At 70.3% G+C, this 15395-nt stretch carries 13 protein-coding genes and 1 tRNA gene; 2 read left to right on the forward strand and 12 right to left on the reverse strand.

The genetic code is table 11. The annotated features are described in order from the left end of the window. Positions 1-18: 18 nt before the first annotated feature. The 3 genes from ACZ4NB_RS07320 to ACZ4NB_RS07330 all read right to left on the reverse strand — a co-directional run bounded on the left by ACZ4NB_RS07320 (position 19) and on the right by ACZ4NB_RS07330 (position 3680). Entirely contained in the window at positions 19-2010 is a 1992-nt protein-coding gene (locus ACZ4NB_RS07320; protein ID WP_467658999.1) for a beta-galactosidase, read from the reverse strand. 61 nt (positions 2011-2071) lie between these two features. After that, positions 2072-2866: an SDR family NAD(P)-dependent oxidoreductase gene (locus tag ACZ4NB_RS07325; protein WP_467659000.1), complete on the reverse strand. Its 795-nt coding sequence runs from the start codon at positions 2864-2866 to the stop codon at positions 2072-2074. Positions 2867-3182: 316 nt separating this feature from the next. Continuing rightward, the gene (locus tag ACZ4NB_RS07330) at positions 3183-3680 is read right to left on the reverse strand and encodes a MarR family winged helix-turn-helix transcriptional regulator (RefSeq protein WP_393487760.1); all 498 of its coding nucleotides are present in this window, start codon (positions 3678-3680) and stop codon (positions 3183-3185) included. A gap of 165 nt (positions 3681-3845) precedes the next feature. Here ACZ4NB_RS07330 and ACZ4NB_RS07335 point away from each other — a divergent pair, with 165 nt between their 5' ends. Beyond that, positions 3846-4667, forward strand: coding sequence for a trans-aconitate 2-methyltransferase (locus ACZ4NB_RS07335; RefSeq protein ID WP_467659002.1), 822 nt, complete (start codon positions 3846-3848; stop codon positions 4665-4667). A 136-nt stretch (positions 4668-4803) separates the two neighbouring features. On the opposite strand, the gene ACZ4NB_RS07340 is transcribed toward ACZ4NB_RS07335, so the two are convergent. Together ACZ4NB_RS07340 and ACZ4NB_RS07345 are read right to left on the reverse strand one after the other, a co-directional pair. Further along, on the reverse strand, positions 4804-5406 hold the full coding sequence (locus ACZ4NB_RS07340) for a TetR family transcriptional regulator (protein WP_384440393.1): 603 nt from the start codon (positions 5404-5406) through the stop codon (positions 4804-4806). A gap of 109 nt (positions 5407-5515) precedes the next feature. After that, positions 5516-6529: an acyl-CoA desaturase gene (locus ACZ4NB_RS07345; RefSeq protein WP_467659004.1), complete on the reverse strand. Its 1014-nt coding sequence runs from the start codon at positions 6527-6529 to the stop codon at positions 5516-5518. A 302-nt stretch (positions 6530-6831) separates the two neighbouring features. Between ACZ4NB_RS07345 and ppc the strand changes: the two genes are divergently transcribed. After that, positions 6832-9597, forward strand: a complete 2766-nt coding sequence (gene ppc / locus ACZ4NB_RS07350) for a phosphoenolpyruvate carboxylase (RefSeq protein ID WP_467659005.1) — start codon at positions 6832-6834, stop codon at positions 9595-9597. An 80-nt stretch (positions 9598-9677) separates the two neighbouring features. Here ppc and ACZ4NB_RS07355 read toward each other — a convergent pair whose 3' ends face one another. From ACZ4NB_RS07355 to ACZ4NB_RS07385, 7 genes are all read right to left on the reverse strand, one after another. Then, on the reverse strand, positions 9678-10196 hold the full coding sequence (locus tag ACZ4NB_RS07355) for a hypothetical protein (RefSeq protein ID WP_467659007.1): 519 nt from the start codon (positions 10194-10196) through the stop codon (positions 9678-9680). Between the two features lie 80 nt (positions 10197-10276). Further along, the gene (gene pth, locus ACZ4NB_RS07360; RefSeq protein WP_384440311.1) at positions 10277-10867 is read right to left on the reverse strand and encodes an aminoacyl-tRNA hydrolase; all 591 of its coding nucleotides are present in this window, start codon (positions 10865-10867) and stop codon (positions 10277-10279) included. A gap of 114 nt (positions 10868-10981) precedes the next feature. Continuing rightward, the gene (locus ACZ4NB_RS07365) at positions 10982-11575 is read right to left on the reverse strand and encodes a 50S ribosomal protein L25/general stress protein Ctc (RefSeq protein ID WP_467659009.1); all 594 of its coding nucleotides are present in this window, start codon (positions 11573-11575) and stop codon (positions 10982-10984) included. Positions 11576-11784: 209 nt separating this feature from the next. Further along, positions 11785-12759, reverse strand: a complete 975-nt coding sequence (locus tag ACZ4NB_RS07370) for a ribose-phosphate diphosphokinase (protein WP_384440305.1) — start codon at positions 12757-12759, stop codon at positions 11785-11787. Between the two features lie 75 nt (positions 12760-12834). Continuing rightward, positions 12835-14289 (reverse strand): bifunctional UDP-N-acetylglucosamine diphosphorylase/glucosamine-1-phosphate N-acetyltransferase GlmU, encoded by a 1455-nt coding sequence (gene glmU / locus ACZ4NB_RS07375; protein WP_467659011.1) that lies wholly within the window; start codon positions 14287-14289, stop codon positions 12835-12837. Positions 14290-14409: 120 nt separating this feature from the next. Further along, positions 14410-14481 (reverse strand) — tRNA-Gln (locus tag ACZ4NB_RS07380). 29 nt (positions 14482-14510) lie between these two features. Continuing rightward, positions 14511-15365 (reverse strand): hypothetical protein, encoded by an 855-nt coding sequence (locus tag ACZ4NB_RS07385; protein ID WP_467659012.1) that lies wholly within the window; start codon positions 15363-15365, stop codon positions 14511-14513. Between the last annotated feature and the right edge of the window lie 30 nt (positions 15366-15395).

Genomic DNA, 15395 nt, shown 5'->3' on the forward strand with positions numbered 1-15395 from the left:
GCGCCGCGGGGCGCGGCCTCACCCGTCGGTCAGTACGGCCACGCCCCGGGCCGCCAGCGTGACCCGGTCGACGGCGCCGGACCGCGCGCCGTCCGCCGCCAGCGCCTCGCGCATCGGCTCCGGCAGCTCCACCTCCACGGTGTCCGCGCCGTGGTTGAGCAGGAACAGATACCGCCCGCCGGCGCCCTCGCGGACGGTGGCCTGGACGCCGGGCGGCAGCCCCGGCACCACGGGCGCCGCGCCCGCCGCCCGGCGTACGTCGTCCAGCAGCGCCCGCATCAGCGCCGGTTCGGGCCGGGTGCCGAGGTACCAGACGGTGCCCCGCCCGTAGGCGTGCCGGGTCAGCGCGGGCCGCCCGGCGAGGTCCCCGTCCGTGAAGCGGGCGAGCGCCTCGGCCCCTTCGAGGTCGATGGCCTCCGACCACAGGTCGGCCCGTCCCGCGTAGGCCCCGGCGAGCCCCACCGTACGGCCCGCGTCCAGCGGCCAGAACTCCTCCACCCGCAGCCCCAGCAGCTCCCGCAGCGGCGCCGGAGCGCCGCCGGGGTGCACCCGGTCGTGCTCGTCGACGATCCCGGAGAAGAACGACACCACCAGCCGGCCGCCGCCCCGCACATAGGCCGTCAGCCGCTCGGCGTCGCGGGCGGTCAGCAGATACAGATTGGGCACCACGACCAGCCGGTAGCCGGACAGCTCCCGCTGCGGCGGCACCACATCGCAGGCCACACCCGCCTCGAACAGCGGCCGGTAGTGCTCCAGCGCGATCCGGGAGTGCTCCAGCGCGGTCGACGGCTTGGAGTCCAGCTCCAGCGCCCACCAGCTGTGCCAGTCCGCCAGCAGCGCCACCTCGGCCCGCGACCGGGTCCCCTCGATGCCCGGAAGCGACGCCAACTCCCGCCCCAGCTCCGTCACTTCGCGGAAGATCCGGGTGTCGGTCCCGCCGTGCGGCAGCATCGCCGAGTGGAACTTCTCCGCGCCGCCCAGGGACTGCCGCCACTGGAAGAACAGCACCGCGTCCGCGCCCTGGGCGACGGCCTGCCAGCTCCACAGCCGCATCGCGCCGGGCGGCTTGGGGCCGTTGCGGGGCCGCCAGTTGACCGCGCTCGGCGCCTGTTCGAGCAGCAGCCAGGGCTGCCCGGAGCGCGCCGAGCGCATCAGGTCGAAGACGTAGCCGGCCCGGATGTGGTCGTCGTCGGCGTAGGGGTCCTGGTAGAAGTCCAGCGCCATCGCGTCCATGTGCGCCGACCAGGCGAACGCGTCGACCGGCTTGTGCTGCGGCATCAGGTTGGTGGTGACCGGGACCTCGGGCGTCAGCCGGTCCAGCACCGCCCTCTCGGCGAGGTAGCAGGCGCGCAGCGCCTCGTCGCCGAAGCGCAGATAGTCCAGCTGCTGCGCGGGATTGGGGAAGGTGGGCGCGGTGCGGGGCGGCAGCACCTCGTCGAAGTCGCCGTAGCCCTGCGACCAGAAGGCCGTCGACCAGGCGGCGTTGAGCGCCTCGACGCTCCCGTAGCGCTCGCGCAGCCAGCGCCGGAAGTCCTCGGCGGACACCGCGCAGTAGCACTGGCGGGTGTGGCAGCCGTATTCGTTGCCGATGTGCCACATGGCGAGCGCGGGGTGGCCGGCGTAGCGGGTGGCGAGCCGCTCGACGAGGCGTACGGCGTGCGTGCGGTAGACGGGGCTGGAGGGGCAGTAGTGCTGCCGGCCGCCGGGCCAGCGGCGCTGCCCGTCGGGGCCCTCGGGCAGGATCTCGGGGTGCGCGTGGGAGAGCCAGGGCGGCGGTGAGGCGGTCATCGTCGCCAGGCAGACGTCGATACCGGCGCCGGCCAGGTTGTCCATGACCCGGTCGAACCACCCGAAGTCCCACTGCCCGGGCCGGGGTTCGACCCTCGCCCAGGAGAAGATCCCGGCGGTGACCATGGTGACGTGGGCCGCCTTCATCAGCTTCAGGTCCTCGGCCCACACCTCCTCGGGCCACTGCTCGGGGTTGTAGTCGCCGCCGAATCGGATGCCCATGGATCCCCCTACGGATCGAAGCTCGGACGGGCCGTCGCGGGCCGCCGTCGGCGGACCCCGCTCATGACGAGTTCTTGTACACGCTCCAGCCGCCGTCGACGACGAGGCTCGCGCCGGTGACGAAGGACGCCTCGTCGGAGAGCAGGAAGGCGATGGCGGCGGCGACCTCCTCGGGCCGCCCCAGCCGCCGCGCCGCCGTCTCCGCGGCGCTGGCCTGCCGCCGCTCCTCGTCGATACCGTCCCAGGCCGCCGTCAGCACCGGGCCCGGCAGCACGCTGTTGACCCGCACCCGCGGCCCGTACTCGACCGCCAACTGCCGCCCCAGACCGGTCAGCCCGGCCTTGGCCGCCGCGTACGCCGGCCGCCCCGGCAGGCCCACCAGCGCGTGCACGGACGAGGTCAGCACCACCGCGCCATGGCGTTCCCACAGGTCCTCAAGGGTGGCGCGGACGCCGAGGAAGGAGCCGGTCAGGTTCACCGCGAGCTGGCGGTCCCAGTCCGCGAGCGAGGTGGCGTCGGCGGCCGCCACATGGGGCAGGAAGGCGTTGCTGACCAGCCCGTCGACCGGCCCGTAGCGCTGCCGTGCGGCCTTCGCCGCCCGCCGCCAGTGGTCCTCGTCCGCCACATCGCAGTGCTCGTACGAGGCCCGGCCGCCGGCCGCCCTGATGCGCCGTGCGAGGTGCTCGCCGCGGTCGTCGTCGATGTCCAGCAGCAGGACGCCGGCGCCCTCGGCGGCCAGCCGGTCGGCGGTGGCCGCTCCGATTCCGGCGGCGGCCCCGGTCACCAGGACCGTACGGCCCTCGAACCGCCTGCCGTACGGGCCGTTCGTCGGGTGCGGTGGTCGCTGCTGGCTCATGGCGCGATCCAAGTGCACAAGGCGAGCGGGGGGCAAGGGGACGTGGTACTAGAGGGGCGCATGCCAATCGAGGGGGCGCGCGATACATGCTTGCGCGCCGTCAGATATGGCGCGCGGCAATCCCTCACGCGCCGTCGTGGATCTCTCCCGGGGGTGTGTGCATCCGGTTCTGCCACCTCGGACGCTAGCGCCCGCGCCGTATGCCCGGGAGCGCGCGCCCCTCGCCCGCCTCGGAAAGTTGGCGGACCTCCGGCCCGGAAGGCCGCCGGGTGCCGCCGCCCGCCGTTCCTCGCCCGCCGCGCACCGCCGCCGGGCGCTACCCGGGAGTGTTGTCGAAGGGGCCCGTCAACCGCCTCAGCAGTCCGGCCAGTTCGCCGCGCTGCTGACGGGAGAGTTCGGCGAGAATGGCACGCTCCTGGACCAGCAGTCCGGCCAGCGACTGGTCGGCCTTGTCGCGGCCCTCGGCGGTCAGCCTGACCAGCACTCCCCGCCGGTCGCTGGGGTCCGGCAGCCGCTCGACGAGGTCCTTCTTGGCCAGCCGGTCGATGCGGTTGGTCATCGTGCCGGACGTGACCAGCGTCTGCGTCAGCAGCGCGCCGGGGGAGAGCTGGTACGGCGCCCCGGCCCGGCGCAGCGCGGTCAGCACGTCGAACTCCCAGGGCTCCAGCCCCACCTCGGCGAACGCCATGCGGCGGGCCCGGTCGAGGTGTCTGGCCAGCCGGGAGACGCGGCTGAGGACCTCGAGCGGTTCCACGTCGAGGTCCGGGCGCTCACGGCGCCATGCAGCGACCAGTCGGTCGACCTCGTCCTCCATGACGATCAGTGTAGAGGGTCTGTCGACATGAAGTCTCTTGACGTCAAGATATATTTCGCTGGACTATGGGGCATCGTCGGCGGGGGCTCGGTTTCCAGCCGAGACGGCCCGAACCAGACCGTGCCAGCTTTGAGTCAGCCCTGCACCAGCAAAGGGGTTCAGAACATGCACGACGCGCCCACCTGGGATCCGCAGCAATATCTCCGCCACTCCGGGCACCGTACCCGCCCCTTCCACGACCTGCTCGCGCGGATCCCGGAACTCCCCCGGCGGCAACGCCCCGCCCGGATCGCCGATCTGGGCTGCGGACCGGGCAACGTCACCGTCCAGCTCGCCACCCGCTGGACCGACGCGCACATCACCGGATACGACAACTCCCCGGAGATGCTCAAGGAAGCCGAGAACCACGCCGGCCCCACCCCGGGCGGCGGCCACCTCGACTTCGCGCCCGCCGACGCCGCCGACTGGGCCCCCGAAGAGCCCTACGACCTGATCGTCTCCAACGCGGCACTGCAGTGGGTCCCCAACCACCCGGACTCCTTCGCCCGCTGGATCGACGCCCTCACCCCCGGCGGCACCTTCGCCTTCCAGGTCCCCGGCAACTTCACCTCGCCCAGCCACGCCCTGCTCGGCGAACTGTGCGACAGCCCCCAGTGGCGCGAGCGCCTCACCACCCACGGCCGGCGCTTCGTCCACATCCTGGAGCCCGCCGAATACCTCGAACGCCTCACCGACCTCGGCTGCACCACCGATGTGTGGGAGACGACCTACGTCCAGCTCCTGGAAGGCGACGACCCGGTCCTCGACTGGGTCAAGGGCACCGCCCTGCGCCCCGTCCTGACGGAGCTGGAGGACGACCCGCTCGCCCGCGAGGCGTTCCTCACCGAATACCGCGACGCCCTCCGCAGGGCCTACCCCACGGGCCGGCACGGCACGGTCTTCCCCTTCCGCCGCATCTTCGCCGTCGCCCAGAAACCGACCGGCTGACCCCCGCCCTCCCACGCCCCCCAACGACCTCCCCCTACCGTGCGCACCGGCCTCGGCCACCTCCGGCACACCCGCGACTCCCCGCAGCCACCGGCCCGAGGCCGGCACGGGCTGCGTCGGCGCAGTGGGGCGCCCTTCAGTTCTTGCGATGCCCTATCAAGCGCGGCTTCGCCTCCAGGTTGCCCAGGCCGTGCCAGGCCAGGTTCACCAGGTGGGCCGCCACCTCGGCCTTCTTCGGCTTGCGGGTGTCCACCCACCACTGGCCGGTCAGGGCGACCATGCCCACCAGCGCCTGGGCGTAGAGGGGGGCCAGCTTCGGATCAAAGCCGCGGGCCTTGAACTCCAGGCCCAGGATGTCCTCGACCTGGGTGGCGATATCGCTGATCAGGGAGGCGAACGTACCCGTGGACTGGGCGACGGGGGAGTCGCGGACCAGGATGCGGAAGCCGTCGGTGAAGGTCTCGATGTAGTCCAGGAGCGCGAACGCCGCCTGTTCCAGCAGCTCACGGGGGTGGCCGGCGGTCAGCGCGCCGGTCACCATGTCCAGCAGCTGGCGCATCTCGCGGTCCACGACCACCGCGTACAGCCCCTCCTTGCCGCCGAAGTGCTCATAGACCACCGGCTTGGAGACACCGGCCTTCGCCGCGATCTCCTCGACCGACGTGCCCTCGAAGCCGCGCTCGGCGAAGAGCGTGCGACCGATGTCCAGCAGCTGCTGCCGGCGCTCCGCACCGGTCATCCGTACCCTGCGGGCGCGCCGGGTGCCCGCAGACGCGGAAGGCTTGCCCTTGTTGCTGCTCGTACTGCTGCTGTTGTCGATCGCCACCCGTCAATCATGCCTTCCCTGGCTACCGCGGAGAGGTACCCCCGGCGGCCATCTCCTTGCGCCGTGCGTCGATGCGGGAGGCATGGGGCCACCGCACGTCGTACGCCCAGCCCGCCTTCTCGAACCAGCGGATCAGTCGGGCGCTGGAGTCCAGCTGCCCGCGCAGCACGCCGTGCCGGGCGCACGTCGGGTCCGCGTGGTGCAGGTTGTGCCAGGACTCGCCGCAGGACAGCACCGCCAGCCACCAGACGTTGCCGGACTTGTCGCGGGACTTGAACGGGCGCTTGCCCACGGCGTGGCAGATGGAGTTGATCGACCACGTCACGTGGTGCAGCAGCGCCACCCGCACCAGCGAGCCCCAGAAGAACGCGGTCAGCGCGCCCTGCCAGGACCAGGTCACCAGGCCGCCGACCACCGGCGGGATCAGCAGTGACACCGTCGTCCAGACCACGAACTGGCGGGAGATCGCCCGGATCGCATCGTCCTTGATCAGGTCCGGTGCGTACTTGTGCTGCGGGGTCTGCTCCTCGTCGAACATCCAGCCGATGTGGGCCCACCACAGGCCCTTCATCAGCGCGGGCACCGTCTCGCCGAAGCGCCACGGCGAGTGCGGGTCGCCCTCGGCGTCGGAGAACTTGTGGTGCTTGCGGTGATCGGCCACCCAGCGCACCAGCGGCCCCTCCACCGCCAGCGACCCCATGATCGCCAGGGCGATGCGCAGCGGGCGCTTCGCCTTGAACGCGCCATGCGTGAAGTAGCGGTGGAAGCCGATCGTGATGCCGTGGCAGCCGATGTAGTACATCGCGGTCATCAGGCCCAGATCCAGCCAGCTCACCCCCCAGCCCCAGGCCAGCGGCACCGCGGCCACCAGCGCCAGGAAGGGGAGGGTGATGAAGAGCAGGAGCGTGATCTGTTCGAGCGACCTGCGCTGCTCGCCACCCAGCGTCGCGGACGGCATCGGGCCACCGGCAGCCGGATCAACGGACGAATCGGCAGGAATCGGGGATTCTTCTACGGCTTCAGGGCCAGCGGTCATGGTGTCCCTCGTCGGGGGCTCGGGGGCACGGCTACGGCTACGGAACCGTAACCTACGGTCTCGTAAGTATGGCAGCGACCCCGCCACGGGCAAGGCCGTGACAGGCTCACACCCGCACCACCCGCCACAGATGCCCACCCATCGGACGGTGTGATCCGCTGACAGCGGGCAGATCTATCCTGGGCACCGTCGGACAGCGCGGTCCGCAACCCGCCCGCATCAGACCTGCCCACCCGTCGCCCGCCACCACCCCTCCGCGAGTCGCGGCGCGACGTCCCTGAATGCCGCAAGGAGCCGCACCAGTGAGCAGTGCCGACAACACCCCCGCCGAGATCGCACCCACCGACAGCCCCGAAGCCGGCCCGAGCGACAACGTCGCCCTGCGTGCCGACATCCGCCGCCTCGGTGACCTCCTCGGCGAAACCCTCGTCCGGCAGGAAGGCCCCGACCTCCTCGACCTCGTCGAGCGGGTCCGCGCCCTGACCCGCTCCGACGGCGAGGCCGCGGCCCGGCTCCTGGGCGACACCGACCTGGCCACCGCCGCGAAGCTGGTACGCGCCTTCTCGACGTACTTCCACCTCGCCAACGTCACCGAGCAGGTCCACCGCGGCCGCGAGCTGCGCACCCGGCGCGCCGCCGAGGGCGGCATCCTCGCCCGCACCGCCGACATGCTCAAGGACGCCGACCCCCAGCACCTCCGCGAGACCGCCCGCCACCTCGGCGTACGCCCCGTCTTCACCGCACACCCCACCGAAGCCGCCCGCCGCTCCGTCCTCACCAAGCTCCGCAAGGTCGCCGAACTCCTCGACCGCACCGACGCCACCGAGCGCCACCGCGCCGACCTGCGCCTGGCCGAGAACATCGACCTCATCTGGCAGACCGACGAGCTGCGCGTCGCCCGCCCCGAGCCGACCGACGAAGCCCGCAACGCCATCTACTACCTCGACGAGCTGGGCCGCGGCGCCGTCGGCGACGTCCTCGAAGACCTCGCCGCCGAGCTGGAGCGCGCCGGCACCGAGCTGCCCCCCGGCACCCGCCCGCTCACCTTCGGCACCTGGATCGGCGGCGACCGCGACGGCAACCCCAACGTCACCCCCCAGGTCACCTGGGACGTGCTGATCCTCCAGCACGAACACGGCATCACCGACGCCCTCGAACACGTCGACGAGCTGCGCGGCGCCCTGTCGAACTCCATCCGCAACTGCGGTGCCACCGACGAACTGCTGGCCTCCCTCCAGCGCGACCTCGAACTCCTCCCCGAGATCAGCCCCCGCTACAAGCGCCTGAACTCCGAGGAGCCCTACCGCCTCAAGGCCACCTGCATCCGGCAGAAGCTCGTCAACACCCGCGACCGCCTCGCCGGCGACACCCCCCACGTCCCCGGCCGCGACTACCTCGGCACCGCCGAACTCCTCGACGACCTCACCCTCATCCAGACCTCGCTGCGCGCACACCGCGGTGGCCTGGTCGCCGACGGCCGCCTCGAACGCACCATCCGCACCATCGGCGCCTTCGGCCTCCAGCTCGCCACCATGGACGTCCGCGAGCACGCCGACGCCCACCACCACGCCCTCGGCCAGCTCTTCGACCGCCTCGGCGAGGAGTCCTGGCGCTACGTGGACATGCCGCGCGACTACCGCCGCAAGCTCCTCGCCAAGGAACTGCGCTCCCGCCGCCCCCTGGCCCCCACCCCGGCCCCCCTCGACGAGGCCGGCGCCAAGACCCTCGGCGTCTTCCGCACCATCCTCAAGGCCAAGAAGACCTTCGGCCCCGAGGTCGTCGAGTCCTACATCATCTCCATGTGCCAGGGCTCCGACGACGTCTTCGCCGCCGCCGTCCTCGCCCGCGAGGCCGGACTGATCGACCTGCACGCCGGCTGGGCCAAGATCGGCATCGTCCCGCTGCTGGAGACCACCGACGAGCTCAAGATCGCCGACCAGCTGCTCGACGAAATGCTCGCCGACCCCTCCTACCGCCGCCTGGTCGCCCTCAACGGCGACGTCCAGGAAGTCATGCTCGGCTACTCGGACTCCTCCAAGTTCGGCGGCATCACCACCTCCCAGTGGGAGATCCACCGCGCCCAGCGCCTGCTGCGCGACGTCGCCCACCGCCACGGCGTACGCCTGCGCCTCTTCCACGGCCGCGGCGGCACCGTCGGCCGCGGCGGCGGCCCCTCCCACGACGCGATCCTCGCCCAGCCCTACGGCACCCTCGAAGGCGAGATCAAGGTCACCGAGCAGGGCGAGGTCATCTCCGACAAGTACCTCGTGCCGTCCCTGGCCCGGGAGAACCTGGAACTGACCGTCGCCGCCACCCTCCAGGCATCCGCCCTGCACACCGCACCCCGCCAGTCCGACGAGGCCCTCGCCCGCTGGGACGCCGCCATGGAGACCGTCTCCGAGGCCGCCCACGGCGCCTACCGCCGCCTCGTCGAGGACCCCGACCTCCCCGCGTACTTCTTCGCCTCCACCCCCGTCGACCAGCTCGCCGAGCTGCACCTGGGCTCCCGCCCCTCGCGCCGCCCCGACTCCGGCGCCGGACTCGACGGCCTGCGCGCCATCCCCTGGGTCTTCGGCTGGACCCAGTCCCGCCAGATCGTCCCCGGCTGGTTCGGCGTCGGCACCGGCCTGAAGGCCGCCCGCGAAGCCGGCCTCGACCCCGTCCTCGACGAGATGCACGAGCACTGGCACTTCTTCCGCAACTTCCTGTCCAACGTCGAGATGACGCTGGCCAAGACCGACCTGCGGATCGCCCAGCACTACGTCGACACCCTCGTCCCCGACGAGCTCAAGCACGTCTTCGACGTCATCAAGGCTGAGCACGAACTCACCGTCGCCGAGGTCCTGCGCATCACCGGCGAGAACGAACTCCTCGACTCCAACCCGGTCCTGAAGCAGACCTTCCACATCCGCGACGCCTACCTCGACCCGATCTCCTACCTCCAGGTCTCCCTGCTGCACCGCCAGCGCACCGCCGCCGAACGCGGCGACGAAGCCGACCCCGTGCTGGCCCGCGCCCTGCTGCTCACCGTCAACGGCGTCGCCGCCGGCCTGCGCAACACCGGCTGACCCCACCCCGCACACACGACGGCGGCGGCCGGCCCCTCACCCGAGGAGCCGGCCGCCGCCGTCGTCATCACGTCACACGCCTACATCGCGGCGAACGCCGCCCCCAGCAACACCGCCCCCAACAAGCCCATCACCCACGCCGTACGCCGCATCCGCATCCCCCCGGCCACCACCAGCGCCGCCAGCAGCAACGACCCCGCGAACGGCACCCAGGCATGCAGCACCCCCGCCGTCCCCGACCGCACCGCATGCGACGACCCCGGCTTCAGCACCACCTCGACCTGCTCACCCTTGTCCGGCGCCGCCGCCTCGGCGATCGACACCTTCCGGGGCCCTTGGCCCTCCTCCGGCACGAACGGACCCGTGCACCGCTCACCCGCACACGACGACACCGTCATCGAACCGCGCTCCCGCCCCTTGGCGAGCATCGCGTACTGCGCCGTGCTCCACGACGTCCACACCCCCGCCACCAGCAGGAGCAACGCCAACAGGCCCATCACCCCCGTCCGGGCGACGAGCAGCACCCCATAGACACTCTCACCGGCCCGCCGGGAACGGCTGCGTTTGACCGAACTCGTGCGCGTACTGCTTCTGGGCATGGCGGCGATCCTTGGCCATCCACCAGCGCCCGGTCAACCTCGGGCACCAGTTCGTCAGTCCCTGACCCGCACTGTCCCGTTCACGTGTTGTACGTGCTCTGCGCCCTTTCCAACCCCTCCACGATCAACGTCTCCACCGCGTCCGCCGCACGATCCACGAAGTAGTCCAGCTCCCGGCGCTCCGCCGAACCGAAATCCTTCAACACGAAATCCGCCACCTGCATACGACCCGGCGGACGCCCGATCCCGAAACGCACCCGGTGGTACTCCGCACCCAGCGACTTCGTGATCGACTTCAGACCGTTGTGACCGTTGTCACCGCCGCCCAACTTCAGCCGCAGCGCACCGTAATCGATATCCAACTCATCATGAACCGCCACGATGTTGGCCACCGGGACCTTGTAGAAATCCCGCAACGCCGTCGTCGGCCCACCCGACAGATTCATGAACGACAACGGCTTCGCCACCACCACCCGGCGACTGCCCGGCCCCGGCGGACCGATCCGCCCCTCCACCACCTGCGCCCGCGCCTTGTGCGCCTTGAACCGCCCACCCATACGCTCGGCGAGCAGATCCGCCACCATGAAACCCACATTGTGGCGATTGGCCGCGTACTCCGGCCCGGGATTCCCCAGCCCCACCACGAGCCAGGGGCCGTCTGCGTCCGTCATCTCCACATCTCCTTGCGCCAGGCCAGTGCGGCAGGCCATTGAAACAACCCAACCGCCGCCCCGTGCCACAACGGCACAGGACAGCGGTTGGAAAAAGCGGTGACGAGGCGAGGATCAGGCCTCGGCGCCCTCGCCCTCACCCTCGGCGGCCTCCTCGGCCGGAGCCTCGGCCTGCGCCGACACGACCTGCAGCACCACGGCGTCGTCCTCGACGGCCAGCGAGACACCCGACGGCAGGGCGATGTCCTTGGCCTGCACCGACGAACCGGCGTCCAGACCCGCGATGGAGACCGTGACCGACTCCGGGATGTGGGTGGCCTCGGCCTCGACCGGCAGGGTGTTCAGCACGTGCTCAAGCAGGTTGCCACCCGGGGCCAGCTCGCCCTCGGTCTGGATCGGCAGCTCGACGGTGACCTTCTCGCCCTTCTTCACGGCCAGGAAGTCCACGTGCACCAGGAAGCGACGGATCGCCTCACGCTGCACGGCCTTGGGGATGACCAGCTCGCTCTTGCCGTCGAACTCCAGACGCAGCAGCGCGTTCGGGGTCTTCAGGGCCATCATCAGCGCGTGGCTGTCCACGGCGACGTGCTGCGGCTCCGCGCCGTGACCGTAAATGACACCGGGAACCTTCGCGTCGCGACGCAGACGGCGGGCAGCACCCTTACCGAAGTCGTTCCGCACCTCACCGGCAAGCTTGATCTCGGCCATAACAGCACTCCTCGTATCGCAGAAACATCTGGTGGGCGTCACCCGGCCCACGACAGACCTGCTACGAAGAGCGCGTCGATAACGGACAGCCACCACAAAAGGGCGGCCTCCCTCGCCGAGCAACTCCATGAGTCTACCCGGCCGGAAGGCCGCCCCAAAGTCGATCAATCAGCCGGTCGATCAGCCGGCCGACCAGCGCGCGAGAGAGCTCACTGCTCGTCGAACAGACTCGTCACCGAGCCGTCCTCGAAGACCTCGCGCAGCGCCCGCGCGATCGTCGGCGCCATCGACAGCACCGTGATCTTGTCCAGCTCCAGCTCGGACGGCGTCGGCAGCGTGTTGGTGAACACGAACTCGCTCACCTTCGAGTTCTTCAACCGGTCCGCCGCCGGACCCGACAGCACACCGTGCGTCGCGGTCACGATGACATCCGCCGCACCATTGGCGAACAGCGCGTCGGCCGCGGCGCAGATCGTGCCACCGGTGTCGATCATGTCGTCGACCAGGACACACACCCGGCCCTCCACATCACCGACGACCTCGTGGACCGTGACCTGATTCGCCACGTCCTTGTCCCGGCGCTTGTGGACGATGGCCAGCGGAGCACCCAGCCGGTCGCACCAGCGGTCCGCGACCCGCACCCGGCCCGCGTCCGGAGACACGACCGTGAGCTTGTCGCGATCCACCTTCGCGCCCACATAGTCCGCGAGAACCGGCAGCGCGAAAAGGTGATCCACCGGGCCGTCGAAGAAGCCCATGATCTGGTCCGTGTGCAGATCCACCGTCACCACACGGTCCGCACCCGCGGTCTTCATCAAATCCGCGATCAGCCGCGCCGAAATCGGCTCACGGCCACGGTGCTTCTTGTCCTGACGCGCATAGCCATAGAACGGCACGACCACCGTGATGCTCCGAGCGGAAGCCCGCTTCAGCGCATCAATCATGATCAGCTGCTCCATGATCCACTTGTTGATCGGAGCCGTGTGGCTCTGAATCAAGAAGCAATCCGCACCACGCGCGGACTCCTGATAGCGGACATAGATCTCACCGTTGGCGAAGTCGAAAGCCTTCGTCGGGACCAGGCCGACACCCAGCTGATGCGCGACCTCCTCCGCCAGCTCGGGGTGGGCGCGGCCGGAGAAGAGCATCAGCTTCTTCTCGCCGGTCGTCTTGATCCCGGTCACAGCAAATCTCCTCGAATCACAGTTTGCGTGCGCTCATCACGGTACGCCCCGCACGGCGCACCCGTTGCACGATCACTACTCGCCCTCGGGCTCCCGGCGAGCAGCCGAAGCGGCCTGCGCGGCGGCGCTTCCGGGCCGCTTGCGCGCGACCCAACCCTCGATATTCCGCTGCTGGCCACGCGCGACCGCCAGCGAACCCGGGGGCACATCCTTGGTGATGACCGAGCCGGCCGCCGTATAAGCGCCGTCCCCGATCGTGACAGGAGCCACAAACATGTTGTCCGACCCCGTCCGGCAATGCGAACCGACGGTCGTGTGGTGCTTGGTCTCACCGTCATAATTCACGAACACACTCGCCGCGCCAATATTGGTGAACTCACCAATCGTCGCGTCCCCCACATACGACAGATGCGGCACCTTCGTGCCCTCGCCGATCGACGCGTTCTTCATCTCCACATACGCGCCGGCCTTCGACTTCGGACCGAGATCCGTCCCCGGACGCAGATACGTATAGGGACCGACATTCGCCCCCGCACCGATACGCGCGCCCTCCGCGACCGTGAACGACACCACGGCACCCGCACCGACCGCCGTATCCGTCAGCCGCGAATGCGGACCCACCTCGGCGCCGGAGGCGACACTCGTGGCCCCCAGCAGCTGCGTGCCCGGGTGGATCGTCGCGTCCTGCTCGAAGACGACCGACACATCGACGAACGTCGAGGCCGGGTCGACGACCGTCACACCGGCCAGCATCGCCCGCTCCAGCAACCGCTCGTTCAGCAGCCGACGGGCCTCGGCCAGCTGCACCCGGTTGTTGATCCCGAGGATCTCGCGGTGATCGCCGGCCACGGCCGCACCCACCCGGTGCCCCGCCTCCCGCACGATCCCCAGCACATCGGTCAGGTACTCCTCGCCCTGGCTGTTGTCCGTACGCACCTTGCCCAGCGCGTCGACCAGCAGCCGGGCGTCGAAGGCGAACACTCCGGAGTTGATCTCCCGGATCGCCCGCTGGGCGTCGCTCGCGTCCTTGTGCTCCACGATCGCCGTCACCGCGCCGGTGTCCGCGTCGCGAACGATCCGGCCGTAGCCGGTCGCGTCCGGCACCTCGGCGGAGAGCACGGTCACGGCGTTCTTGTCGGCGGCATGGGTGTCGCCGAGCCGCCGGAGGGTCTCGCCGGTCAGCAGAGGGGTGTCGCCGCAGACCACGATCACGGTGCCGTCGAGGGTGACACCGCTCTCGCTCAGCTCCTCCAGCGCCGTGCGGACGGCGTGGCCGGTGCCCTTCTGTTCGTGCTGCACGGCGGTGCGCACGTCCGGGTCGATCCCGGCGAGGTGCGCCTGCACCTGCTCACGGGCGTGGCCGACGACGACGACGAGGTTCTGTGGGTCCAGCTCGCGGGAGGCGGCGACGACATGCCCGACGAGGGAGCGGCCGCAGAGTGCGTGCAGGACCTTTGGGGTCGCCGACTTCATGCGGGTTCCCTCACCCGCTGCGAGAACGACGACGGCTGCCGGGCGGTTGGCGCTCACGGGGATGCCCTTCGGCTTCTTGGCTACTTCGGGTGGTGGTCATCCGAAGGATACCGGGGCGTATTGCGGCCGAAACGACAGCGGGTCCTGATCTTGTGATCAGGACCCGGACTCGTGCAGCTCCCCTGCCAGGACTCGAACCCGGACATAAGGCACCAAAAGCCTCAGTGCTGCCAATTACACCACAGGGGATGGTATAGCGGCCCAAACCCGACATTCCGTCAGTCTGGCCGCGTGGCACCCAACACTATGCCGTACCACCAGCCTTCGATGCGACGGTATAGCTCTGCACTTTGTAGCACCCTGATCACCAGGCAGCCGTGGTACCCCTCGCCGACGTTCTTCCGCACGGTCTTGGGGTTGTGCTTCTTGATCGTCGTCTTCTGTAGCGCGGTCACGTCGACACCGACGAGATCGGCCCAGTAGCGCTCGGCGGCGGCCGTGTCGGCGGTGCCGTGGGTCATCACGCGGTAGCCGATGCGCTCCGGTTCGACGCCGAGCAGGCGCAGCCAGGCCAGGAAGACCTGGATGACGCCGGGGTCGCTGTTGACGAACAGGGCATGCTCGCGGCGGGCGTACGGCTTGTCCTTGGCACCCTCGGCCCAATAGAGGGCGGCTCCCACGAGAAGGAGCTCGTGGCCCGAGAGATCGCCGATCTCGCCGAGCGCCTTCGCCTTCGTCTCCTTGACCGCCCGGTCTCGCGCTTCGCGGTACGGCGCCCACCGCGCCTCGCGCATCTGGTGCATCGCTTCCGGTGACTTCCTCGGCTTGGGCAGGTCGCGCACCCAGAGCGATACCGAGCTTTTGGCCACTCCCAGTTCCGCTGTGATCTCGTCGTAGGTCCGCCCCTGCTTGCGCAGCTCGCGGGCCTTCTCGCGCAGGTCGTCCTTGGCGTTCGGGCGTTTGGTCCACTCGGGAGGCGGTTCGCCCTCCAGGAGATGTGTAAGGGCGGCGTCGGTGAGTGACGCGCCGAGCCGGTCGCGGATCTGGCGGCGGCTGAGGCCGGCGCGGCGGAGGGCGACGGCTTGGGGGCGTAACGCCTCGTAGTCGGGGGGTTCCCGATGGGTGTTCGACATGGGAACAGGGTGTCGCTCGCGTGGGCCGGA

The organism is Streptomyces sp. NPDC026575, from assembly GCF_055567415.1.